Consider the following 23,829-nt stretch of genomic DNA (forward strand, 5'->3'; position numbering starts at 1 on the left):
CTTTGATAATGCCTTTAAGAGTTCAGTTTTGGACTGCTTAAGAATCCCCGCGTCTTCAGCGCGGGGAGTATCAATCTATCCTTCACCCTTTAGGGTTTCAGATATGGGGTGGAGTTTAGAACAAACCCAACGTCAGAGATTCGTCGATCGGTAAAATCGCACCGATACCCAACCACAGGGTGACTAAGGTTCCGAACATGAACACGGTGGTCGCGATCGGACGACGGAAGGGATTTTGGAATTTGTTGACGTTCTCGATGAAGGGCACTAACATCAGACCCAACGGAATCGAGGTCATCAAGGTAATCCCCAGCAGTTTGTTCGGCACGATCCGCAGGATTTGGAACGCCGGCCACAAATACCACTCTGGCAGAATTTCCAGGGGGGTAGCAAAGGGATCCGAGGGTTCTCCCACCATTGCCGGATCCAGCACCGCTAATCCGACGCAGAGGGCAATGGTTCCCAAAATTACCACGGGGAACACGTAAAGCAGATCGTTTGGCCAAGCGGGTTCGCCATAGTAGTTGTGACCCATCCCCTTGGCCAATTTGGCGCGTAACATTGGATCGCTCAGATCCGGTTTCTTTTCAATAGCCATCGTTAAGATTTCTCTCCTTTCTTAAGGTCAGCAGGGTATTGCTGAAGTTTCTCAAAGGATACAGCGAGATTCGCGATCGCGTCTCGCTGTGTTTTCAAAGCTTTACAATGGACCGGAAATGCCTTGCTTGCGGATCATCAAGAAATGCAGCAGCATGAACACCGCAATTAACCAAGGCAATACGAAGGTGTGCAGGCTATAAAAGCGGCTGAGGGTCCCTTGACCCACACTGGCACCACCCCGGATCAGTTCCACAATCAAAGTTCCCACCACGGGAATGGCTTCGGGAACGCCAGACACGATTTTAACGGCCCAGTAACCCACTTGGTCCCAAGGCAGGGAGTAGCCGGTTACGCCGAAGGAGACGGTAATCACCGCCAAAATTACACCCGTTACCCAGGTCAGTTCCCGGGGTTTCTTGAAACCGCCGGTCAGGTAAACCCGGAAAACGTGCAAAATCATCATCAGCACCATCATGCTGGCCGACCAGCGGTGGATGGAGCGAATCAGCCACCCGAAGTTGACCTCGGTCATAATATATTGCACCGAGGAGAAGGCTTCGGTGACGGTGGGCCGATAGTAGAAGGTCATCGCAAATCCAGTCGCAAACTGGATTAGGAAGCAAGTTAGGGTAATCCCACCCAGGCAATAGAAGATATTGACGTGGGGAGGGACGTACTTGCTGGTAATGTCGTCAGCGAGCGCCTGTACTTCTAGGCGTTCTTCAAACCACTGGTAGGCTTTGGAGTTCGTAACTTCTTTGGAAAACATGCAGCAAGCGTTCCGAAAAAATTAATGCCGTTGTTCCAAAATGTAACATATTTTAAACCGCATTTTCATAAAACTCACCATCTCGTTTCCCCACTCCATCCTCATGCCGCGTTTCTCCTGAATCGCCTTCGTCGCGCCGCGATCGCCGGCACTCCGCAAAGGGGGACTCATCCCCAACCCACGCGCCGGGGTGACTCTCTCTCAAACAAACCACGTTTAAATTGCATAGTTTTATGATAAAATCCTCTGGGAATATTTTCGATAAATTAACCTTTCTCGATTCAACCCAGATTTCATAGTATGCGGCATTAACTCCCGGTCTAGAGGCAATTTACCGCTTTTCGCGTGACCTTTTCTGTAGGCATGACTGGGGTTGCTCGGAGCGCGCGCGGGGTTTACGAAATTGCTGCTAAAATATGCAAAGCAAATGTTATGAAAGGCAAAGGCTGGCTCAAGCGCGGTTCTTGGGTTAGCTGCGATCGCGCCATTGAAGCGAACGCCATGAGGGATGGTAGGGGGGTACCGGGGATCCGGAGCGATCGCAACATCAGTTAAGATAAGGTAAATTTACCAGATATTAGTAATTATTCCCGTTGAGATCGGCGCTGATTAAAATTGAAATGCAGGTATCATGGCAAAACGAGTGTTTTGGGTTGGGCTGTTGTTCGTGGTACAACTGGCGCTGGGATGGTGCTGGTGGACCCCACCGGTACAAGCGCTAACCCAGGAGCAGCAGTTATTCTCCCAAGCGTGGCGGATCGTCAACTACGCTTATTTAGACGAAACCTTCAATCATCAAAACTGGTGGTTTGTCCGGCAAAGGGCGCTGAAGAAGCCCCTAAAAAATCGCGAGGAAACCTACGAAGAGATCCGAAATATGCTCGCGAGTCTCGACGATCCCTTCACGCGATTGTTAACCCCGGATCGGTATCGCAGCTTGCAAGTGAACACCTCGGGAGAATTGACCGGGGTGGGAGTGCAAATAGCCTTAGACGAACAAACCGACACGATCGCCGTAGTTGCGCCCATTGACGGGTCGCCCGCCGATGCAGCCGGCTTGCAACCGCGCGATCGCATCCTGGAAATCGATGGCTTGTCCACCGTGGGACTCAGCTTAGACGATGCGGCGGCGAGAATGCGCGGAGAGGTGGGCACCTCTGTCACCCTGAAAGTGCAACGCTACGAAAGCGAGGCGATCGAAAACATTAACATCAAGCGCGAACGCATCGCCTTAAACCCAGTGGTTGCCCAATTGCAAACCACCCCAGACGGTGTAAAAGTCGGATACATTCGCCTGAGTCAATTTAATGCCAACGCCACCGCAGAAATTGCCCAAGCGGTAAACGACTTCGAGGCACAAGGGGCAGACCGCTACATTCTCGATCTTCGCAGCAATCCGGGTGGACTGCTGCAAGCCGGCATCGAAGTGGCGCGTCTGTGGTTAAATGAAGGAGCGATCGTTTATACCGTCAATCGACAAGGCATTCTCGGCAGCTTTGACGCCACTGGAGAAGCCCTCACCGACGATCCGTTAGTGGTCTTAGTCGATCGCGGTACCGCCAGCGCCAGCGAAATTCTCGCAGGTGCTCTACAGGATAACGGACGCGCCTTACTGGTGGGAGAAACCACCTTTGGCAAAGGCTTAATCCAGTCCTTATTTGATTTATCCGACGGATCGGGGTTGGCGGTAACGGTTGCGAAATACGAGACACCCAATCACCGCGACATTAATAAAAACGGGATTGTCCCCGACAAAGTGGTGCCGTTAGACTCCATTAGCCGCAAAGAGTTGGCCACGATCGCCGATCGCCAATATCAAGCCGCATTAGAACTACTCAGCCAGCCGGCAGTTTTAGCCGATGCTGGGTAAACCACCAGGGGTTTGGTAAAAGCCTTCGGGTTCAGCCCCCATTGATGGGGGCTGAACCCACAATCCAACTCGAGGCGAACTCCTTTCGGATCGAGAGTGCGGCGCGATCGGCATTTTCAGCCTTTTTAAGCACTCGATCCAGATTTTAAAGTGACACATCGGCATTCCTAGTGGTTGAGAGTCCCTGGATAAGGTGAGGGTGGTGGGTTATTTAGGATTCTCAAAACGCTATGAATGCAGGCTTTTTTCCCCAACAATTCCGTCCGAATGGCAAGCAAATTTCCCGGTCATTTCGGACTCAAAACAGCGGATCTGCATCGGTGTCCCAGGGCCGCAAGCGCGATCGCCTTGCAGTGGAACCTCGCACCCAGTCCGCCCAAATGATGCGACAGCAAGCAACCGAGGCAGCCCGATCGCGAAATTACACCCGCGCCATCGAACTGCTCTGCCAAGCGATCGCCGTTGATGGCGGTACCGCTATCGATTATAATAACCGTGGATTAATGTATTTTTACAGCGGCAATATTGAAAGCGCGATCGCCGATTACAACTGCGCGATCGAACTGAATCCACAACTGGCTCAAGCTTACAATAATCGCGGCAACAGTCATGCCGCCCAAGGGTTATTAGTAGAAGCCATGCTCGATTACGAAATGGCGATCGACCTCAATCCGTTTAACGTGCGGGCATTAATTAATCAAGGAATTACCTTACGCGATTTAGAGATTTATCCCTTAGCCCTAGAGAATTTTGACATTGCCTTGGGAATGGCGCAACTGGAAGGGCATATTTACGCCGAACGCGGACGAACCTATCATGTAATGGGAGAATGGAACGCCGCGATCGCCGACTATCGACGGGCGCTACAACTGCTCGCAGAGGGCAAAGCCGATGAGTGCAAAGATGCGGCTTCCCGCTTGCGATCGCGAGTGGAAACCTGGCAGGAACAACTCCTCTCTCCTCGCCAAAGCGATTTCCATGCCTAAGCTCCATTCAACCTGGACTCAGCTTTTCTCGAACCGCATTTTCCGCGTCAATCGTCACCACCATTGCGGTTCATCTGACCCCCTGTTCGGCTTCAGAACAGGGAATGAGTATTCAAAATAGAAAAATATTATAGCATAACTGGCGCAAAAGGCCAGCTAAATGCTAAGAATCCGTTTGGGGATCGATCCGCGAGATAGTTAACGCGGGCGATCGCGGTCCGAACTGCGAGGCTCAGTTTCCTCCTTGGGGGGAGTAATCACGATCGAAATTTTATTCGGATCGACCCGATAGCTGTAGCGATCCATCATCTGGAAAGTTTGTTCGGGAGCCAACAGAAGCTCGAGTTCTTCTTGCAGGCGGGAGACCCGCGCTTCAGTATGTTCGACTTCTGCCCGAATTTCTTGCAGTTTTTGTTGCTGCAAAGTTTGATAAGGTAATAATTTAGCTAAAGCCGAAACAGCCACCACAGAAATAACCAGATTAACCGCTAATTTAGCAGTGGTTTCCACCGCGAGACCCCGATGCGGGTGATGGCGCTGTTGTTGCTGAGGCGATCGCTTCCGAATTCGCCTTCTGTGTGGTTCTACTGGTGTTAGATGGGGGGTAGGTTGTTGAAGTGCATTCATTGAAATCTCCGGTAGGCAAGGACACCCCGTCGAGATGCGATCGGGGAGGAAAAACGACATTTCGGCAAGCTCGATCGCCGCGAGTGCGGCTCAACTCGCCGTCCCCGGGAAGGGGCTGGGTTTGTAACTGGCGTTAGCCTAAAAACCCACAAAAAACCGATCTGCGATTTCTAGAGCGATTTCGCGGGTTAATTTTGCGCTTGCCAATATTATCGATCGGTGCTTTCCAGGTAGCAGTGCCTTACCCCGGGAGAGACGCCGAGAAGCGTCTCGACATGTGAATGACCCATAGAACCTGGGAGGGGCAATCCATCCCAGATAACGGCACTTCAGCCTTTGCGGATAGCCGAGGTGGGTGAAGGACCTGCGATCGGGGGGATAGCCCCCCTTGGAAAAGCCCGCAAGGTGCTGAGAAAAAACCTCCAAGCTGGTTGCTTTGTCTCGATTTGCGGCAAGGTTGCGCTTGGGGGAACCGAGAATGGCTCCACGCTTGCCAAGAGCAACCCGCCAGAGAGTCTTCTACAACTTTACTTGTACAGCTCAGTTGCGAGACGGAAAGCTAAGATTCCCGGAAGCAGTGCGATAACCAAGGCAACCAGCACTTGCGTTTCAGAGATTCCCATAATTTAAACCTCCTGATAATTGAGTATTCATTTACTACTGTCGGTTATATTGTGCCTTTATGGAACAACTTGTTACAAGATGCAACAAAAACCGGTGATTGTCACCCCTACTGGGGGATATTTCCGGAAGCGGAAATGGTTTTGCTTCTTTTTTAGCGCACCACAGCCAGAATTAGGAAGGTTCATCCCGCAATGGGGCGCATCCGCATAAAAATTCGCTCGCGATCGCCCACACCGGAAGAAAGCGCGAGGCGAGGGGGCGGAAAACCACAGGGTGGAGCGGCGATCGCGAGCATGTGGTGCTAGATCGGCGGAAAACCGCGCCGCGCGACCCACCACAGGGACGGGATCGCGCACTACAGAAAAGTCCGATAGAACGGTAAGCTGAGTTAAGAGCGGCAAACATCTGGAAACCCGATCGCCGGATTTCCGGGTAGTCCATCCTTGAGAGCTATCAAAAATAAAAATTTCATTAATGCTAGATCGATTTTTAGACTTTTATCCCAATATCGGCTTAGAAGCCGGTTTCCTTCTGCTAGTGTTAGTCGCCTTAGAGTCGGTACTCTCAGCAGACAACGCGATCGCCTTGGCTTCGATCGCCCAAGGGTTGAGCGATCGCAAAGTTCAGCGTCAAGCGCTCAACATTGGATTAATCGCAGCCTTCGTCCTGCGGATGACCTTAATCTTAACCGCCACCTGGGTGATCCAGTTTTGGCAGTTCGAGCTTGTGGGAGCGCTTTACCTGCTCTGGCTGGTCTTCAAATACTTCACCTCAGACCAAGGAGACGACGGAGAACATCACGGTCCGCGCTTTAACTCCTTGTGGCAAGCCATTCCGATGATTGCCATGACCGATCTGGCTTTTTCCTTAGATAGCGTCACCACCGCGATCGCCGTTTCCGAGGAAACCTGGCTCGTGCTGACTGGAGCCACCATTGGCATTATCACCCTGCGGTTTATGGCTGGATTATTCATCCGCTGGCTGGATGAATACGTGCATTTAGAAGATGCCGGCTACCTCACCGTTGGATTCGTGGGACTTCGCCTCCTGCTGCGGGTCATCGATCCAGAAATCGTCCCCCCGGAATGGTTGCTGATTTCCATCGTCGCCGTCCTCTTCATCTGGGGGTTTTCCGAACACAATCCCCAAAGAGAAAGCAACCCCACCGGCGAGATACCAGACGCCTCGGACTCAGAAGCTTAAGCAGCGATCGCCATTCCCCGCATATAGAAGGAGAGGGGCTTTTTCCCCGCCCCCCTCCATGCTGACGCCGACCCGGAAAAAACCGGCGCGGTAAACTACTCGTAAAGCCAGGAAGAGACAGAAGATTCCCAGGTGGTCAGTTCCTCTTGGCTAAACCACAGGTTAATTTCCCGTTCGGCGGTTTCGATCGCGTCAGAACCGTGAATCAAATTGCGACCCACATCCACGCCAAAATCGCCGCGAATCGTGCCCGGTTCCGACGTCAGCGGATTGGTGGCACCGATCAGTTTTCGGGCAGAAGCGACCACTCCTTTACCTTCCCAAACCATCGCCACCACCGGACCGGAGGTAATAAAATTCACCAGACTCTCAAAAAAAGGTCTCTCGCGGTGAACGTCATAGTGTTTTTCCGCTTGTTCGCGGCTCACTTGGGTCAGCTTCATCCCTACCAGGAGAAAGCCTTTCGCCTCAAAACGACGGATAATCTCCCCCACCAGTCCGCGTTGCACGCCATCGGGCTTGATTGCGATAAATGTCCGTTCCAAACCTATCTCCTAGAACATTGTCGAAAATCCATCCTTAACTTTACCTTGAGACGCGATGCGGATGCACATCAGTTCGGGAGGGGAGTGCAGTGCAACAAAATAAGCAGGAATTATCGATCGCCTGTAGCGGATGAAAATCCCTTGCGGACAACCCAACCCTTTCACCGTACAACAGACCAACTCCCCGGAAGCTACAGCGTAAAGGGGATAACAGCGATTCCCGGAACGAATACGCTAAACTCTCTACTCGATAAGTAAAAATTAGGAGGGAAAATCGGAGGATGGGTTTGGATTCAACCACTGAGGATATAGACATTAAACGATTTACCATCGAGGCCCAAGAAGGCGACACCCCATCGGCTCAGGAAAATGGTTCCCTCGGCGATCGCCAATCCTGGACCATCGAACAGAGCGAAGAACTGTATCGCATCAATGGCTGGGGGGAGCCTTATTTCTCAATTAACGCCGCCGGACATGTCACCGTTTCGCCCAAAGGCGATCGCGGCGGTTCTCTGGATTTGTTCGAATTGGTGCAAGCCCTGCGAAAGCGCAATCTCGGTTTGCCATTGCTGATCCGCTTTTCCGATATTTTACAAGACCGCATCGAACGGTTGAACGCTTGCTTTTCCAAAGCGATCGCCCGCTACAAATATCCCGGCGTCTATCGCGGCGTGTTCCCGGTGAAGTGCAACCAGCAAAAACACCTGATCGCAGATTTAGTCCGCTTCGGACAACCCCATAAATTTGGCTTGGAAGCGGGTTCTAAACCAGAGTTGCTAATTGCCTTAGCCAGCTTAACCACCCCGGGAGCGTTACTCATCTGCAATGGTTACAAAGACCAGGAATATATCGAAACTGCGATGCTGGCGCAGCGGGTGGGTCAAAGACCGATTATCGTCCTCGAACAGTTGGAAGAAGTGGATATCGCGATCGCGGCATCGCGCAATTTGGGCATTCAACCGCTGTTGGGGGTGCGAGCAAAGCTCACCAGCAAGGGAATCGGTCGCTGGGGCGGATCTAGCGGCGATCGGGCGAAGTTCGGTCTGACGGTACCGGAAATCGTCCAAGCGGTCGATCGCCTGCAAGAAGCTGACTTGCTCTCGTCCCTGCAATTATTGCACTTCCATATCGGCTCTCAAATTTCTGCGATTAGCGCGATTAAAGATGCCATCCGCGAAGCAAGCCAGATTTACGTGGAGTTGGCAAAGTTGGGCGCGAATATGCAGTATTTAGATGTAGGCGGCGGTTTGGCGGTGGACTACGATGGCTCGAAAACTAATTTCCACGCCTCTAAAAACTACAACATGCAAAACTATGCCAATGACATTGTGGCTGAGGTGAAGGAAGCTTGCGAAGAAGCTCAGGTGCATGCGCCGACGTTAATCAGCGAAAGCGGACGAGCGATCGCCTCTCATCAGTCGGTGTTAATCTTTGACGTACTCGGTACCAGCGACGTCACCACCGCTCTCCCACCGCCCGCCGCGAACAAAGAGCATCTGATTTTGCGAAATCTCTACGAGACTTACCACTCGATTCGGGTGGATAATTACCAGGAGGCATACCACGACGCAATCCAGTTTAAGGATGAAGCGATTAGTTTGTTCAATTTCGGCTATTTGAGCTTGCGCGATCGCTCCCGCGCGGAACAGCTTTACTGGGCCTGTTGTGGCAAAATTCAACAAATCGTTCGTCAGCAGGAGTACGTTCCGGACGATTTGGAAGAGCTGCACAAAATTATGGCGTCGATTTATTACATCAATCTGTCGGTCTTCCAATCTGCACCGGATAGCTGGGCGATCGACCAACTGTTCCCGATTATGCCGATTCACCGCCTGGATGAAGAACCGACCCAACGGGCAACTCTGGCTGACCTCACCTGCGACAGTGATGGCAAAATTCACCAGTTTATCGACTTGCTCGATGTGAAGGATCTGCTGGAATTACACCCGCTGAAACCGACGGAACCCTACTATCTGGGCATGTTCCTCGGCGGTGCTTATCAGGAAATTATGGGCAATCTGCATAATTTGTTTGGCGATACCAATGCGGTCCATATCAAGATGTCGCCAAAGGGCTATCAAATCGAGCATGTGGTGAAAGGCGATACGATGACTGAGGTGCTCGGCTACGTTCAGTATGATGCGGAAGATTTAGTCGAAAGCATTCGCAAGCAAACGGAAGGCGCTTTGCAAGATGGACGGATTACCCTTGAGGAGTCTCAGCGCCTGTTGCAAAATTACGAGCAGAGTCTCAGCGGTTACACTTATTTAAGTCGTTGATTGGCGATTCACTCGAGCTTCGGTTCGGTAGGGGGTTAGAAACTGGGTTTCTAACCTCTGATGCATTGACCGCTTCTTAATGGCGCGCTTAATTGCGATCGCAAAGGGTGTTTTATGACTCTCAAGGCAGTTTTATTCGATTTCAATGGCACGATTGTCAATGATGAGCCAATTCACGAGAAGTTGATTGGCGAGTTGCTGATTTCGGAAAATTTGCGCCCGAAATTGGGGGAGTTCCGCGCGGTTTGTCTGGGAAGAAGCGATCGCGCCTGTATCTCGGAATTGTTCGCCAATCGGGGTCGAATCCTGGGCGAGTCGGATCTGGCCACCCTGATCGCCCGCAAGGCGCAAGCGTATCGGCAAGAATTGGCGACGTTGGACAAGTTGCCTCTGTTTGTGGGTCTGGAGGATTTAATTTTTAAACTGCGCGGTGCTCAGCTCAAATTGGCGGTGGTCACCGGTGCCCTCGCGGATGAGGTGGAACTGGTGTTACATCGCGCCAATCTGGCGGAGAATTTTTCGGTGATTGTCTCCGGGGATGATGCGATCGCCAGCAAACCCGCACCGGATGGCTATCAATTGGCGGTGGAACGCCTCAATCAGCTTTATCCGGACCTCCACCTTCATCCTTCTGAATGTTTGGCGATCGAAGATACCCCCGCCGGTATTCAAGCGGCCCACTCTGCCGGCATTCAAGTGGTGGGTATTGCAAATACTTATCCCTTTCACATGCTCCAGCGTCAGGCGGACTGGACGGTGGATTACTTGCGAGATATAGAACTCGAACGCTTGCGCCAGTTTTACGCCAACCGGGAATCATCGCCTGAACCCTTGTAAAAGCGTATATGCAGCCGTTGGGGAATAAATCGGCAAACTGATAAGTTTTTCAAATGTCTTTAAGGTGTTCCAAATTCGGCACCGTTTGTGTTAAGATGATTTGTGTACGCGGGGAATTAGCTCAGTTGGTAGAGCGCTGCGATCGCACCGCAGAGGCCAGCGGTTCGAATCCGCTATTCTCCACTGTAGCTACCTTTGGGTAGTCATCACAACAGGGGGAAATTCCCCCCCCCATCAGAGGCGCGATTCGTCGCGTCTCTTCTTTATTTCTGGCATCCTATTCTCCGCCCCTCGCCGATGATTCTGCTTCCGTTGGGCGACAGCAACGGTCTCGCTTCTGCTGTCCTCCCCTCATCCCCCTTCATCCGCTCGATTAAAATTTCTTAATCTGTATTTCTCGATACAACCACCCCCGCAAGGTTTGTCATAATTGCGTTTCAAGCCCTGGAAGAGAAATAAAACTTAAACTTCTAACCCCTTAAATGTAAGGATTTGGTAATAAATGTTGCATCTTATGTGGTATTTCCCCAACTGCTCCAAAATGGGGTATGGTGTAAACATAAAGGAAATATTAAGCACGCCGAAAGATCGGTTCCATCCGTCTCCCAGGTTGTAGCCAAACCAAAAACTGCTTCAGCCAATACTCTATGGGAGTTGGGTTTTTGCTAGCAGGAGGTTGTATGAGTCCGTTAATGCTGCGTCAGCTTTGGTCTTTGATAGAAAAGACTCAGGTTAACATTTTGTTATCCTTAGACGATACCAGCTTGGTGCAATGGTTGCTCAAGCAGTTCAAAAAAGAACAAGCCATCGATCCCGATGAAGCCAACATGCTAAATACATATCTGCGATCGAAACTTTCCCTGATTCGCGATATCGCCCAAGAGCGAGTCGCCACGGAGATCGGGTGAAGGTCTGGATTTTGGCAAACAATCAGCCAGTTAATGCCGATTCGCAATAGCTGTCAGCAACAAATCCACTTCGCCCTTTGTCCTATCTCCCCCCGGGAGATATTCCTACTCGGTTGCGAAGTCTTAACTTGCAACCAACGCCCGCTCCGATAACTCTTTGTCGTGCGGTTTTCTGCTGCGTTGCGATTCGCCCACTCGCAGCACCCTGGTTCCATAACCCGCGAGTTTCCTCTCTCTTGTCCGATCGCAACCCCTTTCTCGGGCAAATTATAGCTCGAGTGCGATCGCGTTGGGTTTGCGGATGCCAAAACCACGGCCAACAAATACCCAGAACATCGTTAGCGAGTTAAATTGGGGTTGTGTTCGCGATCGCGCGCCCACATCGTTCCACCACCTTTTTAACTATGCGAGGAGGAAATTCCAATGGGTTTGGGTATCCTGATTGATGGGAAATGGATTCCGAGACGGGAACAAGAAGACGATCGCGGTCGCTTCGTTCGCCCTTCCACCACATTTCGCGATCGGATTACCGCCGATGGTTCTAGTGGCTATCCCGCCACCGCTGGACGTTACCATCTTTACGTTTCTTTCGCTTGCCCTTGGGCGCATCGCACCCTCATCATGCGAAAACTCAAAGGGTTAGAAGAGGCGATCGCACTGTCGGTCGTCTCTCCAATTATCGACCAAAATAGCTGGGAATTTTCTGACTATCCCGGCACAATTCCCGATTCGCAGAATGGCTGCGATTATTTATGGCAACTGTATCTCAAAGCGCAATCGGATTACAGCGGACGAGTCACGGTTCCGGTTTTATGGGATAAACAAACCAAGCAAATTGTCAATAACGAGTCCCGGGAAATTATTCGGATGTTCGATACCGAATTTGCCGGAATTGCAAAAAATAATGTCAGTTTCTATCCCGAAGACTTGCAATCCTCTGTAGAAGAAACGATTGACGCGATTTATCAGCCGATTAATAATGGCGTTTATCGCGCGGGATTCGCCACCACTCAATCGGCATATGAAGAAGGGGTAAACGACTTGTTTGATGCCCTCGATCGCTGGGAAGCGATTCTCGGAAAACAGCGCTATCTGTGCGGCGATCGCCTCACGGAAGCGGATATTTGCATGTTCACCACCTTATTCCGTTTCGATGCAGTGTATTACGTTCACTTCAAATGCAACCTGCGCCGCCTGGTAGACTATCCGAATCTGTGGAATTACCTCAAAGACCTTTATCAGCAGCCGGCATTTAAAGAAACTTGCCGCATGGATCATATTAAAGACCATTACTATCAAAGTCATCCGAAAGTTAACCCCACGAAAATTGTCCCCCTCGGACCGATAATTAATTTCGACGAACCGCACGATCGCGATAAATTCAGGTAAATTTAAAGGCAGCAATTGGGGGACGCGCCCTGTTGCTGCCACCTCTGAATTTTATACTCAATGAAGACAAATTGCCGATTTTATATTTAAAATAATATAAGGTTAGGTTTAAGGGAGGGGAATTTTATACTTTCCCTGCAAAATCTACTCTTCCTCTTTTTTCCCCGAAGCGGAATGGCAATTTACGCCTCCGAAATCCGGTGGATAGCAGGGGCAAAAATTGCAACTATATGGCAGAATCATCGTGGCCACTGCTGTGGCAAAACCGGGAAAAAAAAGGTACAATAGAAAATAAGCCAAGTGACTAGACATTGCTTCGCGCAACGTGGCGTTGGATAACAACAACAGGGGGAAACGATGCTCGGTCTCAAAGCAACGGTGAGTGGCGGGAGAAACCACGGGGGTGTTTGAATAGCCGCCGCGATCGCCGATAATTCTGTTTCTCCGACGCGAAAGCGTTGTCGGTGAAAAACTTTAAGAAAATTATAAATTTTTTCTTCAACCAGACTTTGCATGAGGAACAACAACGATGGATGTCCTCGAAAGTGTTAAAATGGCGGGAACCACCCTGGTGGCGAACAAGCTTCGCAGTAGCCTTACGATGCTGGGGATTATTATTGGCAATGCCTCGGTGATTTTGATGGTGGGGGTGGGACAAGGTGCCCAAAAATTGGCATCGGAACAGTTTGAGTCTCTCGGACCGAATACCCTGTTTGTGGTTCCCGGGTCTCGAGAAACCCAAAACACCACATTCGACATTCCCAAAACCCTGGTGTTTGCAGATGCAGAGGCGATCGCCACTCAAGTGCCTTCCGTGAGTGCAGTTGCACCTCAGCGTCAAAACCGCCAAGCGGTGACTTATGGCAACAAAAACATTCAAACTTTGGTGGTGGGAACCACGCCAGACTTTGCGGAAGTGCGCCGCTTTAGCGTGGATAAAGGACGCTTTCTCACTAACCTCGACGTGGAACGCAACAACCAAGTGGTTATCCTCGGATCGGAAGTAGCGGAACGCCTGTTTGGCAATAAAACCGCGATCGGCGAGCAAATTCGCGTCAAAGGGATGAGCTTTCAAGTGGTGGGGGTGATGGAACCGAAAGGGTCGTTTCTGGGAACCAATCAAGATGACCAAGTGTTCGTCCCCATTACCACAATGGTCAACCGCGTCACCGGGCGCACTTCGCCTTATGGCTTAGACTTGACATTTATCTCGATTTCTGCTAAAGACGAGCAAAGCATTGCCGCCGCTAAGTTTCAGATTACCAACCTATTGCGCCTGCGGCACCAAATTACCGGAGAAGATGATTTTACCGTAGATACGCAGCAGGATATTTTGCAGATTGTGGGTGCGATTACGGGGGCGCTGACATTCATGTTAGCGGCGATCGCGGGAATTTCCTTATTTGTAGGCGGAATTGGAATTATGAATATCATGCTGGTATCGGTGACCGAACGCACCCAAGAAATTGGATTGCGAAAAGCGATCGGTGCCGCCCCCCAAGACATTTTAATTCAGTTTACCATCGAAGCGGTAATTTTATCCGTAGCGGGAGGATTAATCGGCACCATAATTGGGGTAAGCGGAATTGCCACCATCGGTGCCTTAACCCCATTAAAAGCAGGAATTTCGCCCATAGCAATTGCCGTAGCGACTGGCGTTTCCGGTGCGATCGGATTAGTGTTTGGCGTGGTTCCTGCCAAACGCGCCGCCCAACTCGATCCGATTGTGGCCCTGAGAAGTGCTTAACTTGCGGGTCTTTCCGTCCCCACAAGTTGCCGTTTTAGAATGCATTAAACCCCGAGATAGCTAATTTTTTCTATAGCCGCTGCCCAATCTATATCCATTCATTGAAAAGGGGTAAAATGCCTTTCTTTCCCGCGTTACCTGGAAAAGTGGGAACGCGGCAACCCTAAAATTAACGCAATCCATCAGAGCCAATTTGCACCGCCGAGTTAATTTCCGAAAATCATTGATTTTACTTCCTTCCCCATACTGGAAAAAAGGCAGCCGGAAACAGCAGGGAAAAGGTTGCGGTTCATGTGAAACAGATAGATTCAGGGAGCGTCTTTGAGCTAGAAATCCCCGAGGCATCGTCCGATGCCAAAAGGACTCTCTCAGCTTCATCTTGCAGGAAAACCATCAATTTGCCCTACAATAAATCCACGAATAAAGAAAAAACTGAGGAACTTGTGAAGAGCTTGAGAGGTATCCTCGATTGGGATCGATGCTTATCCGAAATAGGAAATCCAAACATGAGAGTATCTTGGCGCTGGTTATTGTCATCTAGCTTACTGGGTTTGAGCGTAGCCCTGTGGGTGTCCCCCCCGGTGCGATTTGCGAGTTCGCAAATCCTGCCGCGAGAACCGGCGGGCGAGACATCCGAACCCACCGAAACCTTTATTTTAGACAAAACCCTACTGGGACACGAAAGCTGGGTAGGGTCGTTGGCATTTAGTCCCGATGGAGAGATTCTCGCTTCTGGGAGTCGCGACACAACGATTAACCTGTGGAACTGGAAAACCGGGGAAGCGATCGCCACCTTGACGGGACATTCCGACGATATCAATTCCCTGAGTTTCAGTCCCGATGGCTTGATTTTAGCTAGTGCCAGTAACGATCGCACCGTCAAGCTGTGGGATGTGACCGACGGGCAACTGACCGGAACGCGCTGGGGACATACCTTTGCCGTGCGATCGGTTACCTTTACCCCAGATGGGCAAATTTTAGCCTCTGGCAGTGCCGACAAAACGATTAAACTGTGGGATGTGAACACCATAGAAGAAGAGCGCACCCTGAAGTGGCATTCTAGCTTCGTGTGGGCGATCGCCATGAGTCCCGATGGCCAAACCCTTGCCAGTGGCGGTTATGACAACACGATTCGCTTGTGGCGTCTTCCCCGGGGACGACGCAAAGAGAAGATAGAGGGCCATGCCGGGCCAGTCACCTCCCTTGCTTTTAGTCCCGATGGCAAAATCCTCGCCTCTGCCAGTGCCGATCGCACCATTAAACTCTGGGATGTGGAAACTCAAGAACTTCTCAGCACCCTCACCGGACATCGGGACTGGGTATTATCCGTTGCCTTCAGTCCCGATGGCAAAACCCTCGCCAGCGGTAGCGCCGACAAAACCCTGCGCTTGTGGAATGTGGAAAATGGTTCCTTGCAAACCGTTTTCACCGAACACGATGGCAAAGTGAGGGCAGTTGCCTTCAGTCCCGATGGCAACACCCTCGCCAGTGGGAGTGGGGATAACACCATCAAACTTTGGCGCGCTTATCCTTAATGTTGCAGTTTAACCGAGAAAACATAACAATAGAAGTCGGGAGAACCACATCCCTCCGAATGCCATCAAAAACCACCGCTCAAACAGCCTAATTTTCCCATCGCGTCTGGAAAGCTGTTTGTCTGTTCGGCAAGCGATCGCGGATGTGATGCGGCAGTTCTTCCGAACCGGCGTTCTCAGCTTGCGCTGAGAACGAATTCACCCTCAAGCATTTACCAACAGCGCAATGGATTTTATTGAAAGTATCAAAATGGCCACCAAAACATTGGTGGCGAATAAACTGCGAAGTAGTCTAACGATGTTCGGCATTATCATTGGGAATGCGGCGGTGATTGCCACTATTGGCGTGGGAGAGGGGGCGCAGAATTTTATTAGCGGACAAATCGAGTCCCTGGGAACGAACGTGCTATTTATTGCCCCCGGAAGTCAAGAGACGCGCGGAGTCCCGGGAGGAATACCACAAACCTTGGTGCTAGCGGATGCCAAAGCGATCGCCACGCAAGTTCCTGACGTAGAAGGTGTCTCTGCCGAACTCAATGGTAGCGAATTGGTTCGCTATGGCAACAAAAACTTTTCGGCGTTAATTTTCGGCACCACTCCCGATTTTTTGTTCGTGCGGAATTTTGAAGTAGCAAAAGGCCGATTTTTGACCGAATTAGATATCCAACGCAGCAACCAAGTGGTTGCTCTGGGTGCGGATTTGGCAGAGGCGCTGTTTGGCGATGCCAATCCGATTGGCGAAAAAGTGCGGATTAAAAATGTCAGTTTAGAGGTGATTGGGGTAATGAAACCGAAAGGTTCATCGTTCGGGACGAACTACGATGAAACCGCGTTGGTTCCGATTACCACAATGGCCAATCAAATTGCCGGACGTCGTTCCCCTTATGGTCTGCCAGTGTCGTTTATTTTTGTGGCGGTGGACAGGGAAGATAAAATGGCGATCGCGCAATTTCAGATTGAAAATTTGCTCCGCTTGCGGCATAAAATTACGGATGAAGATGATTTTTACGTCCGCAGTCAGAAAGATTTGATGAGTACCTTGGGGGCGATTACTGGGGCGCTGACGGTGTTGCTGGCGGCGGTGGCGAGTATTTCTTTAGTGGTTGGCGGGATTGGGATTATGAATATTATGTTGGTATCGGTGACCGAACGAACCCAAGAAATTGGGTTGCGAAAGGCGATCGGGGCCTCCCAGCAGGATATTTTAATTCAGTTTATTATTGAGGCAGTGATTCTGTCAGTCGCAGGCGGCGCGATCGGAACCGGTATCGGCGTGGGGACGATTTTGGCGATCGCTCAATTCACGCCGTTTGAAGCGGGGGTTTCTGGTGTGGCGATCGCCCTCGCAACTGGAGTCTCTGGCGGTATCGGTTTGTTTTTCGGTGTAGTTCCCGCCAAACGCGCCGCCCAACTCGATCCGATTGTGGCATTACGCAGCGAATAAACGATTCAAAATCCATCGGGTAAACTCGGATCTATTCCCGGGATTTTGCTACTTTGATTGTTGGATAATTGTTCATTATAGCACGGAAACCCTAACGATTTCAACCATGAATACAGAAACTTATCTCAACTCGGTCAATGATGATGCGGAGAACCAACCGATTATCGTTCAGTTTGAAGAAATCTATAAAATTTATGGGTCTGGAAATACGGAAGTTCGGGCATTGAATGGCGTCACGTTTGAGATTCGCGAAGGGGAATATTGCTCGATTATGGGGGCGTCAGGTTCGGGGAAATCCACGGCGATGAATATCATCGGTTGTTTGGATCGACCTTCCAGTGGGTTATATTATTTGGATGGGGTGGATGTCACGGAAATGGGAGAAGCGGAGTTAGCGGCAATTCGCAATCGGAAATTGGGATTTGTGTTTCAACAATATCATTTGCTGCCGCAACTAACCGCATTGGAAAATGTGATGTTGCCGATGGTTTATGCGGGGATTAATTCTGGAGAACGTCGCGATCGCGCGGAGGAAGCGCTGACTCGCGTGGGGTTGAGCGATCGGGTGAATAATAAACCCACTCAGATGTCTGGGGGACAACAGCAACGGGTGGCGATCGCCCGCGCCATTGTCAATCGTCCCGTGTTACTCCTCGCCGACGAACCCACCGGCGCATTGGACACCAAAACCACCCAAGAAGTCATCGATATTTTTTCAGAACTAAATGAAAGTGGCATGACAATTGTGATGGTCACTCACGAACCGGAAGTCGCCCGTTGCACCAAACGCATTGTCATGTTTCGCGATGGAAAAGTTCTGAACTCCCATTTGACTCCAGCAGATTTACATGAGGGAGTATTTTAATCCATAACGGGGTAATTTTCGATTCAACTTTCGGGGGGGGGAAATCAACTCAATATCATCGAGGGGTTGCAAGGGTGATTCGGCAATCTTTGCGCCAGAGTTGGCGGGGAAATTTTAAGAAAGTGCGACAATTTAATTCACTTAATATAAAATCGACCTAAAAGTATTATATTCTAAATGAGAAAATTCCCTCTCCGAGCGGGAGAAGAGAGAAGGGTGCTGAGGGAAATTATTACCATAGGTTGTCCGGTTTGTCAAGAGCGGCGATCGCGATCGCCGCAGTTTTTTCTTCCCTCAGGCAATGGAGGCCCGTGGTGCTATGGGCAACGGTAAGGTAAAATAGCTTTACCGAGAGAATTATGCTTCCCCAGTCAGAACCACAATCAGGCCAGGACGTTACTTACCGCCATTCTAAAGGGCAAATGGGACGCGCTCAAATCGACGCCAGAAAAGGGTCAGGTAGTGGGAATCCGGGACAATCGGTTGGAAAGGTTGAGCCAATTTAAGAAGGTTGAGCCGATTTAAATTGACAAAAAAATACTCTTTTTCTCTTCTATCTATTCGCGCACAAACTTTGCAAATGAGAGGGTATTTTTAAAAGAAATTCTTTATTCACACCTTTCTCTCGTCATCCCTTGCGGGAAATAGCCATCCAAACTCGGTCAAAACCCTATCCGATCCGGGTCTTCCTGCGGGCTGAGTTGTGAATGTAAAACTTAACCGTTAACCGCGCTTTCTTGAGGCTGAAACCGTTGCTTGGGTTTCCCGGTGCGGTGGTTAGCAGGAGAGGGGATTCTGGCGAGGGTATCGAGCGACAGATGGAGGTGTTCCACAAAATTTGTGACGGGGGTCACGGCTGGAATGCTGGAATTATCACGGTTTGAGCCTACTGCGATCGTCGATCTATTAGCGGAGATGATTCATAGTGATCGTGAGGGAGTTCACTGAATAAAATGCAATTGTTAAAGAACCAGAGGAGACAACCATTTTCGGGGTTCTCGAGACAACACAATCTAAGGCGAATGGAGAATGCTTTGACTGGCGCGAGTTCCAATTCATCCGCACCGGAACCTCCGTTAATCTTAGTCGTGGATGACGATCGCTTTATGCGCGATCTACTGCGACAAGCGATGGAAAAAGAAGGCTACCGGGTAGCAGAGGCGGAAAACGGTCAGCAGGGATTAGACGCCTACATTCGCTTAAATCCCGATATCGTGCTGCTCGATGCCATCATGCCCGTGATGGATGGATTTACCTGCTGTACCCAGTTGCAAAGGTTGTCCGGGGATGGTTTCTCCGGAGACAACCGTTTCACCTCAAACACCCCGGTGTTGATGATTACCAGTTTGGAAGACAATCAATCGGTGAATCGAGCCTTTGAGGTGGGGGCAGTGGATTACGTAACCAAGCCCATCCACTGGGCAGTTCTGCGCCAGCGAGTCAAGCGTTTGCTGGAACAAGCCGAGCTTTATCGACAACTGCAAGCGGCAAATCAAGAATTGCATCGCCTTGCATTTCTCGATGGTTTGACCCGGGTGGCGAATCGCCGTTGCTTCGATCGAGCCTTTGAGCAAGAGTGGCGGCGACTGATGCGGGAAGCCACCTCTGCTACAGAGGTCACGGGGGAACCCCAGGGATTGCACCATCCTGCGTCTTTGTCGTTAATCTTGTGTGATGTAGATTTTTTCAAACTCTACAATGATTCTTGCGGCCATTTAGCCGGAGACCGATGCTTGCAGCAGGTAGCGGAGGCGATCCGGCGTGCAGTGGAGCGTCCGAGCGATCTCGTGGCGCGTTACGGTGGAGAAGAATTTGTGGTGCTGCTGCCCAATACGGATGCAGTGGGGGCCGTGCAAATTGCCCAAAAAATCCGCCAGGAGATTGGGAGTTTGCGCTTGGTACATCCGAGTTCTACAGTCAGCGGATTCGTGACGCTGAGTTTGGGAGTCACCACCACTGTTCCGAGTCGGGATAGTTCGCCAAAAGAGCTGCTTTCCATAGCAGATAAGGCGCTTTATCAGGCGAAAGAATCCGGGCGCGATCGCTTGATTTTAAAAATTTTTCTCCATCCGTATTAATTTCGGCTAGAGAACCGGGTGGGCAGCGCCCACCCCTCACCGAGGTTAGCGAACGGCGGCTAAACCGGCGATCGCGGTTTGCGCTACGGGTTCCACATCATCTTGGGCCAGTTCTTCTAAGGTTGCAAGCACCTCTGTCCCTCCGAGATACCCGAACGCTTGGGCGACTCGATGACGGATCTGCCAATCGGAATTTTGGGCATAGGGCAGCAGCAAGGGAATCGCCCGCCGATCGCCGAGTTCTCCCAAGGAACTGATTGCAGCGGTTTTCACCAATTCTTCCGAGGAGTCTAGCGCATCTTCTAGCAGGGGAAAGCAGCGGGGGTCGTTCATGGTGCCTAAAGCCGCCACAATGCTGAATTTGAGCAGCCATTCGGAGGTATTGCGATACACTTGCTCTAATTCTTCAAACGCTTCGGTGAGCTGTAGGGCACCGAGGGCGTCAGCGGCGGCAGCTTGGACGTCTATTTCGGAATCGTTGAATAGCCGATCGCGCAGGATTTGCAATGAAGCCTCGCGGTCTTGATGCCCTAAAGAGGCCATTTGGCTGACTGCGGCATAGCGCACCCTCGAACTGCTGTCTGCGATCGCGGGTTGGAGAATTTCAAAGGCTACTGCTTCATCGAGTTGGCGCAGTTGATTCACCCCGCGAATGCGATCGCCCATGTTGTCCGATTGCAGCAGTTCCCTCACCGACTCTGGAGTAATGCTCATTTTCTATATCTTTAATTTCTTATCGATTGATTCTGTCTCCCTCAATTCTGGTTCTCCAGGGGTTAACGCCCGTTTCGCCATCGTTAACCCACGAAGCGATCGCCCCGGATCTCTATTCGCCTTTTGCCATTGCGCGAATCACATCCCCACGGGTCAGCACCCCAGTCACTTTGCCGGTGTCATCCACTACGGGCAAGCGGTGAACTCCCTTATCGTGCATCAATTTTGCCGCATCTTGTAAGGACTTTTCGGGTTTAATGCTCTGCGGGCGATCGCTCATTACTTCTCCCACAGTTTGCCCCAAGGCTTTGTGCAATTCTCGCTGGTAGCGGGCGGGATTTTCTAAATAAATCACGCTATCGAGAACCATAATGTACGGTGGTGGCGTGACGCCACTTTCGCGCCACATCAAGTCTCCTTCGGAGAGGATTCCCACCAGTTTTCCGGCGCTATCTACCACGGGAAGACCGCTGATGCGCCGTTCGGCCAAAATTTTAATGGCTTCTTCTAAAGGTGTATCTGGATTTACCACGATTGGATCGTGGGTCATAACTTCAGCAACAGTTTTAGGCATCTTTACCGATTTTTTTCCTTCGGATTTATCGCGTTGGACGGTTTTGGTGGTTTCAGACCCTTGGATTGATTCGGGGCGATCGCGATTGCGATGGCTCGATGTGGGCGAGTTCGTCCAGCCGCGATCGCTAGGGGTTCCGGTTTTGCGATCCCGCAAGTTGCGAGTTTGGATCGAGTGGATCTGTGAAAATTTTCTCAGATTCGATCGCAAAAGTCGATGGGATCGCCCAAATTTCACCTGCCGATCGGGCCTGTGTGACCCGAGAACTCCTGCGGTTGCGGTTAGAATGATATTGTAAAGATTTATGTCAAATGGCCCTGCTTATGACACCGAGCGATCGCGATCGACAACCCTCCACTCCAGAGGAGCGATATATTTCCGTTTGTCAACATGACTCTTGTCAGCGCAACGGTTCAGCGGAAGTTCTGAAAGCCTTTCAAGAGGCCAAACTCCCTCCGGGTGTGTCGGTGACGGGCAGCGGATGCTTGGGACAGTGTAGCTGTGGTCCTACGGTGAAGGTGAATCCGGACAATATCTGGTATTACCGGATCAAACCCAGTGACGTGCGGGCGATTGTCAAACAACATTTAGAAAAGGGGGAGCCGATCGAGGATCTGCTCAACCCCAGAATTCACATGCGATTTTATTATTAATCCCAGAGGATTTTGCCGCAGTGAACCTTTAGCCGAATGCCGCATCCATCCAAGTTTGAATCAGGTGGTTGACGCGATCGGGGATTTCATCGTGGGGACAATGGCCTGCATTGAGAAAATATTCGGTTAACTGGGGATAGGATTGGCGAAATTTCTGGCTGCGGTCTTTCACGTTCATCCAGGGATCCCCTTCTCCCCACAGGGTTAACAAGGGGCAGGTCATCTGTGCGAGCAAGCGATCGACTTTTTCGCCCGGTGGCGTTTGGAAAATGGAGGCAAATACTTGAGCTGCACCGCGATCGCAGGAGGGGCGATAGATTTCCTCTACCAGGCGATCGGTGACGGCGGTTTTATCCAGATAGACTTTCAGCAAGGTTTTGCGAATCGTGGCGCGACGCCGGGTCCACTGGAATAAGAGTAAACTGACCCACGCTTGACGAAAGAGCGATCGCGTGGTAGTGCGAATCAGCTTTTGCATCGGCGGCGGTTCGGGAAGGGGTTCGACTTCGCTAAACGGACCGGCACTGTTGAGCAACACCACACCTGCAGCGGATTCGGGGCGTTGCGCCGCCACGCACAGGGCCGCATAGCCCCCCAAGGAATTTCCTACCAATACCGCCGGGGCACCGATTTTTTCTTGGATGAATTCATGTAGCTGATCCCGCCACAAATCGCCGCTGTATTGCCAGTTGGGTTTGGCGGAACGACCGAATCCCAGTAAGTCGATCGCCCACACCTGAAAGTGATTTTGCACTTCGGCGATATTTTTGCGCCAGTGATCCGTGGATGCACCGAACCCATGAATCAGCAACAACGGGGGGCGCTGGGGGTTTGCTGCACCAGCGCGGACATAGTAAATGGACTGGTCTCGCCACTGCCAGTATGCACCGGGGATCGGTGCGGTTTCGATCGCGGGGACTGTTTGCATGATTAAAAAATACTAAGTTTTGTATCGTTTTGTATCTTAATTTTAAGCTAACTGCCGCACAAAACCAAATCCAATCTGGCGCGATCGGCGATCCCCACCGCCACCTCCGGTGGGGATCGATGGGTAACTGGGATTTCCGGGTCGGGGATCGCGCCCCTGGAAAAATCCTCCACGGCGGCGCGGAATCGGGGTTTCATCTCCGTTGCGGGCGCACAGCGGGCAAGACTCCCCGCCCCATACGGGTAGCAATGGCCACGCCTCAGAATCGTCACCCCGAAAAATTACCCAGGTGTTGCACTCAAATATAAAAAGATTATTATTTTATTGAGTGGTGCGCTGCGTAGGGGCGCACTTTCCTGCGCGCTCCGGTCAAACACCAATCCCTGGATCGACCGCCCCCAGACCGCTAGGCGGCTGTTTGAGTGCAAGCCGCCTCCCCGAATTCCCTTACCGAATCCTGGCGGCGATCCCCTGACATTCACTCCCGGTTAACCCTCGCTTTTTTTGCCTCAGTTACCCGTTTCTCATCCCCCGACTCTGGCTTTTTTGGTTGAATTCGGTACAATAAAAGTGAAATGGTGCGATTCGTTCCTGCCAAAAGTCAAGGAAAATCTCCGAAACGTGGGCAGGGTAAGGTTCCAAAAGGGCCTTGAC

General features: G+C 51.0%; 25 protein-coding genes and 1 tRNA gene. 15 read left to right on the top strand and 11 right to left on the bottom strand.

Annotated elements, in window-relative coordinates:
• Window positions 1-115: 115 nt before the first annotated feature.
• The 3 genes from petD to LKK83_RS11845 all read right to left on the bottom strand — a co-directional run bounded on the left by petD (window position 116) and on the right by LKK83_RS11845 (window position 1,540).
• Entirely contained in the window at window positions 116-598 is a 483-nt protein-coding gene (gene petD / locus LKK83_RS11835; protein ID WP_324631331.1) for a cytochrome b6-f complex subunit IV, read from the bottom strand.
• A 102-nt stretch (window positions 599-700) separates the two neighbouring features.
• Entirely contained in the window at window positions 701-1,369 is a 669-nt protein-coding gene (petB, locus tag LKK83_RS11840; protein WP_324631332.1) for a cytochrome b6, read from the bottom strand.
• A gap of 21 nt (window positions 1,370-1,390) precedes the next feature.
• A complete protein-coding gene (locus LKK83_RS11845) occupies window positions 1,391-1,540 on the bottom strand; it encodes a hypothetical protein (RefSeq protein WP_324631334.1) in 150 nt (49 codons plus the stop codon).
• A 261-nt stretch (window positions 1,541-1,801) separates the two neighbouring features.
• Between LKK83_RS11845 and LKK83_RS11850 the strand changes: the two genes are divergently transcribed.
• The 3 genes from LKK83_RS11850 to LKK83_RS11860 all read left to right on the top strand — a co-directional run bounded on the left by LKK83_RS11850 (window position 1,802) and on the right by LKK83_RS11860 (window position 4,225).
• Window positions 1,802-1,924: a hypothetical protein gene (locus tag LKK83_RS11850; RefSeq protein WP_324631335.1), complete on the top strand. Its 123-nt coding sequence runs from the start codon at window positions 1,802-1,804 to the stop codon at window positions 1,922-1,924.
• A 76-nt stretch (window positions 1,925-2,000) separates the two neighbouring features.
• The gene (gene ctpA, locus LKK83_RS11855) at window positions 2,001-3,239 is read left to right on the top strand and encodes a carboxyl-terminal processing protease CtpA (protein ID WP_324631337.1); all 1,239 of its coding nucleotides are present in this window, start codon (window positions 2,001-2,003) and stop codon (window positions 3,237-3,239) included.
• A 230-nt stretch (window positions 3,240-3,469) separates the two neighbouring features.
• Complete coding sequence (locus LKK83_RS11860; protein WP_324631338.1) at window positions 3,470-4,225, top strand: tetratricopeptide repeat protein; 756 nt, start codon at window positions 3,470-3,472, stop codon at window positions 4,223-4,225.
• 198 nt (window positions 4,226-4,423) lie between these two features.
• Here LKK83_RS11860 and LKK83_RS11865 read toward each other — a convergent pair whose 3' ends face one another.
• Together LKK83_RS11865 and psaM are read right to left on the bottom strand one after the other, a co-directional pair.
• Entirely contained in the window at window positions 4,424-4,852 is a 429-nt protein-coding gene (locus LKK83_RS11865) for a hypothetical protein (protein WP_324631339.1), read from the bottom strand.
• Window positions 4,853-5,379: 527 nt separating this feature from the next.
• Entirely contained in the window at window positions 5,380-5,475 is a 96-nt protein-coding gene (psaM, locus tag LKK83_RS11870) for a photosystem I reaction center subunit XII (RefSeq protein WP_324631340.1), read from the bottom strand.
• 475 nt (window positions 5,476-5,950) lie between these two features.
• Between psaM and LKK83_RS11875 the strand changes: the two genes are divergently transcribed.
• Complete coding sequence (locus tag LKK83_RS11875; RefSeq protein WP_324631341.1) at window positions 5,951-6,679, top strand: TerC family protein; 729 nt, start codon at window positions 5,951-5,953, stop codon at window positions 6,677-6,679.
• A 95-nt stretch (window positions 6,680-6,774) separates the two neighbouring features.
• On the opposite strand, the gene ndk is transcribed toward LKK83_RS11875, so the two are convergent.
• Window positions 6,775-7,224: a nucleoside-diphosphate kinase gene (ndk, locus tag LKK83_RS11880; RefSeq protein ID WP_324631342.1), complete on the bottom strand. Its 450-nt coding sequence runs from the start codon at window positions 7,222-7,224 to the stop codon at window positions 6,775-6,777.
• Window positions 7,225-7,505: 281 nt separating this feature from the next.
• On the opposite strand from ndk, the gene speA reads away from it, so the two are divergent.
• The 9 genes from speA (at window position 7,506) to LKK83_RS11925 (ending at window position 18,228) form a co-directional block, all read left to right on the top strand.
• Window positions 7,506-9,503: a biosynthetic arginine decarboxylase gene (gene speA / locus LKK83_RS11885; RefSeq protein WP_324631343.1), complete on the top strand. Its 1,998-nt coding sequence runs from the start codon at window positions 7,506-7,508 to the stop codon at window positions 9,501-9,503.
• Between the two features lie 114 nt (window positions 9,504-9,617).
• Entirely contained in the window at window positions 9,618-10,340 is a 723-nt protein-coding gene (locus tag LKK83_RS11890) for an HAD family hydrolase (protein ID WP_324631344.1), read from the top strand.
• 110 nt (window positions 10,341-10,450) lie between these two features.
• Window positions 10,451-10,523, top strand: a tRNA-Ala gene (locus tag LKK83_RS11895).
• 497 nt (window positions 10,524-11,020) lie between these two features.
• The gene (locus tag LKK83_RS11900; RefSeq protein ID WP_324631345.1) at window positions 11,021-11,248 is read left to right on the top strand and encodes a hypothetical protein; all 228 of its coding nucleotides are present in this window, start codon (window positions 11,021-11,023) and stop codon (window positions 11,246-11,248) included.
• Window positions 11,249-11,671: 423 nt separating this feature from the next.
• On the top strand, window positions 11,672-12,637 hold the full coding sequence (locus tag LKK83_RS11905) for a glutathione S-transferase family protein (protein WP_324631346.1): 966 nt from the start codon (window positions 11,672-11,674) through the stop codon (window positions 12,635-12,637).
• 529 nt (window positions 12,638-13,166) lie between these two features.
• On the top strand, window positions 13,167-14,384 hold the full coding sequence (locus tag LKK83_RS11910; RefSeq protein WP_324631347.1) for an ABC transporter permease: 1,218 nt from the start codon (window positions 13,167-13,169) through the stop codon (window positions 14,382-14,384).
• 506 nt (window positions 14,385-14,890) lie between these two features.
• Window positions 14,891-15,919, top strand: coding sequence for a WD40 repeat domain-containing protein (locus tag LKK83_RS11915; RefSeq protein WP_324631348.1), 1,029 nt, complete (start codon window positions 14,891-14,893; stop codon window positions 15,917-15,919).
• Window positions 15,920-16,145: 226 nt separating this feature from the next.
• Window positions 16,146-17,363, top strand: a complete 1,218-nt coding sequence (locus LKK83_RS11920; protein WP_324631349.1) for an ABC transporter permease — start codon at window positions 16,146-16,148, stop codon at window positions 17,361-17,363.
• 106 nt (window positions 17,364-17,469) lie between these two features.
• Entirely contained in the window at window positions 17,470-18,228 is a 759-nt protein-coding gene (locus LKK83_RS11925) for an ABC transporter ATP-binding protein (RefSeq protein ID WP_324631350.1), read from the top strand.
• A 716-nt stretch (window positions 18,229-18,944) separates the two neighbouring features.
• Here LKK83_RS11925 and LKK83_RS11930 read toward each other — a convergent pair.
• On the bottom strand, window positions 18,945-19,082 hold the full coding sequence (locus LKK83_RS11930; protein WP_324631351.1) for a hypothetical protein: 138 nt from the start codon (window positions 19,080-19,082) through the stop codon (window positions 18,945-18,947).
• Between the two features lie 168 nt (window positions 19,083-19,250).
• On the opposite strand from LKK83_RS11930, the gene LKK83_RS11935 reads away from it, so the two are divergent.
• Entirely contained in the window at window positions 19,251-20,306 is a 1,056-nt protein-coding gene (locus LKK83_RS11935) for a GGDEF domain-containing response regulator (protein ID WP_324631352.1), read from the top strand.
• Window positions 20,307-20,351: 45 nt separating this feature from the next.
• Here the strand turns inward: LKK83_RS11935 and nblB are convergent, their stop codons facing one another.
• Window positions 20,352-21,020, bottom strand: a complete 669-nt coding sequence (nblB, locus tag LKK83_RS11940) for a phycobilisome degradation protein NblB (protein WP_324631353.1) — start codon at window positions 21,018-21,020, stop codon at window positions 20,352-20,354.
• 112 nt (window positions 21,021-21,132) lie between these two features.
• The gene (locus LKK83_RS11945; protein ID WP_324631358.1) at window positions 21,133-21,594 is read right to left on the bottom strand and encodes a CBS domain-containing protein; all 462 of its coding nucleotides are present in this window, start codon (window positions 21,592-21,594) and stop codon (window positions 21,133-21,135) included.
• A gap of 323 nt (window positions 21,595-21,917) precedes the next feature.
• Between LKK83_RS11945 and LKK83_RS11950 the strand changes: the two genes are divergently transcribed.
• Window positions 21,918-22,247: a (2Fe-2S) ferredoxin domain-containing protein gene (locus LKK83_RS11950; protein ID WP_324631354.1), complete on the top strand. Its 330-nt coding sequence runs from the start codon at window positions 21,918-21,920 to the stop codon at window positions 22,245-22,247.
• A 28-nt stretch (window positions 22,248-22,275) separates the two neighbouring features.
• Here the strand turns inward: LKK83_RS11950 and LKK83_RS11955 are convergent, their stop codons facing one another.
• Window positions 22,276-23,175, bottom strand: coding sequence for an alpha/beta fold hydrolase (locus LKK83_RS11955; protein WP_324631356.1), 900 nt, complete (start codon window positions 23,173-23,175; stop codon window positions 22,276-22,278).
• A 47-nt stretch (window positions 23,176-23,222) separates the two neighbouring features.
• Entirely contained in the window at window positions 23,223-23,372 is a 150-nt protein-coding gene (locus LKK83_RS11960; protein ID WP_324631357.1) for a hypothetical protein, read from the bottom strand.
• Window positions 23,373-23,829 lie beyond the last annotated feature (457 nt).

It is taken from the genome of Phormidium sp. CCY1219 (genome assembly GCF_035615515.1).
Classification (GTDB): Bacteria; Cyanobacteriota; Cyanobacteriia; order Cyanobacteriales; family Laspinemataceae; genus CCY1219.

What these genes read in the sequence shown, in the direction of transcription:
- LKK83_RS11860 (WP_324631338.1), top strand. Translation starts at nt 3,470, where the DNA reads ATGAATGCAGGCTTTTTTCCCCAACAATTCCGTCCGAATGGCAAGCAA.
- LKK83_RS11955 (WP_324631356.1), bottom strand. Translation starts at nt 23,175, where the DNA reads ATGCAAACAGTCCCCGCGATCGAAACCGCACCGATCCCCGGTGCATAC.
- LKK83_RS11890 (WP_324631344.1), top strand. Translation starts at nt 9,618, where the DNA reads ATGACTCTCAAGGCAGTTTTATTCGATTTCAATGGCACGATTGTCAAT.
- LKK83_RS11945 (WP_324631358.1), bottom strand. Translation starts at nt 21,594, where the DNA reads ATGCCTAAAACTGTTGCTGAAGTTATGACCCACGATCCAATCGTGGTA.
- LKK83_RS11900 (WP_324631345.1), top strand. Translation starts at nt 11,021, where the DNA reads ATGAGTCCGTTAATGCTGCGTCAGCTTTGGTCTTTGATAGAAAAGACT.
- LKK83_RS11905 (WP_324631346.1), top strand. Translation starts at nt 11,672, where the DNA reads ATGGGTTTGGGTATCCTGATTGATGGGAAATGGATTCCGAGACGGGAA.
- LKK83_RS11925 (WP_324631350.1), top strand. Translation starts at nt 17,470, where the DNA reads ATGAATACAGAAACTTATCTCAACTCGGTCAATGATGATGCGGAGAAC.
- ctpA (WP_324631337.1), top strand. Translation starts at nt 2,001, where the DNA reads ATGGCAAAACGAGTGTTTTGGGTTGGGCTGTTGTTCGTGGTACAACTG.
- LKK83_RS11875 (WP_324631341.1), top strand. Translation starts at nt 5,951, where the DNA reads ATGCTAGATCGATTTTTAGACTTTTATCCCAATATCGGCTTAGAAGCC.
- LKK83_RS11960 (WP_324631357.1), bottom strand. Translation starts at nt 23,372, where the DNA reads ATGAAACCCCGATTCCGCGCCGCCGTGGAGGATTTTTCCAGGGGCGCG.
- LKK83_RS11865 (WP_324631339.1), bottom strand. Translation starts at nt 4,852, where the DNA reads ATGAATGCACTTCAACAACCTACCCCCCATCTAACACCAGTAGAACCA.
- LKK83_RS11845 (WP_324631334.1), bottom strand. Translation starts at nt 1,540, where the DNA reads ATGAGTCCCCCTTTGCGGAGTGCCGGCGATCGCGGCGCGACGAAGGCG.
- LKK83_RS11920 (WP_324631349.1), top strand. Translation starts at nt 16,146, where the DNA reads ATGGATTTTATTGAAAGTATCAAAATGGCCACCAAAACATTGGTGGCG.
- LKK83_RS11935 (WP_324631352.1), top strand. Translation starts at nt 19,251, where the DNA reads ATGGAGAATGCTTTGACTGGCGCGAGTTCCAATTCATCCGCACCGGAA.
- petD (WP_324631331.1), bottom strand. Translation starts at nt 598, where the DNA reads ATGGCTATTGAAAAGAAACCGGATCTGAGCGATCCAATGTTACGCGCC.
- LKK83_RS11950 (WP_324631354.1), top strand. Translation starts at nt 21,918, where the DNA reads ATGACACCGAGCGATCGCGATCGACAACCCTCCACTCCAGAGGAGCGA.
- LKK83_RS11915 (WP_324631348.1), top strand. Translation starts at nt 14,891, where the DNA reads ATGAGAGTATCTTGGCGCTGGTTATTGTCATCTAGCTTACTGGGTTTG.
- LKK83_RS11850 (WP_324631335.1), top strand. Translation starts at nt 1,802, where the DNA reads ATGAAAGGCAAAGGCTGGCTCAAGCGCGGTTCTTGGGTTAGCTGCGAT.
- LKK83_RS11910 (WP_324631347.1), top strand. Translation starts at nt 13,167, where the DNA reads ATGGATGTCCTCGAAAGTGTTAAAATGGCGGGAACCACCCTGGTGGCG.
- psaM (WP_324631340.1), bottom strand. Translation starts at nt 5,475, where the DNA reads ATGGGAATCTCTGAAACGCAAGTGCTGGTTGCCTTGGTTATCGCACTG.
- petB (WP_324631332.1), bottom strand. Translation starts at nt 1,369, where the DNA reads ATGTTTTCCAAAGAAGTTACGAACTCCAAAGCCTACCAGTGGTTTGAA.
- speA (WP_324631343.1), top strand. Translation starts at nt 7,506, where the DNA reads ATGGGTTTGGATTCAACCACTGAGGATATAGACATTAAACGATTTACC.
- nblB (WP_324631353.1), bottom strand. Translation starts at nt 21,020, where the DNA reads ATGAGCATTACTCCAGAGTCGGTGAGGGAACTGCTGCAATCGGACAAC.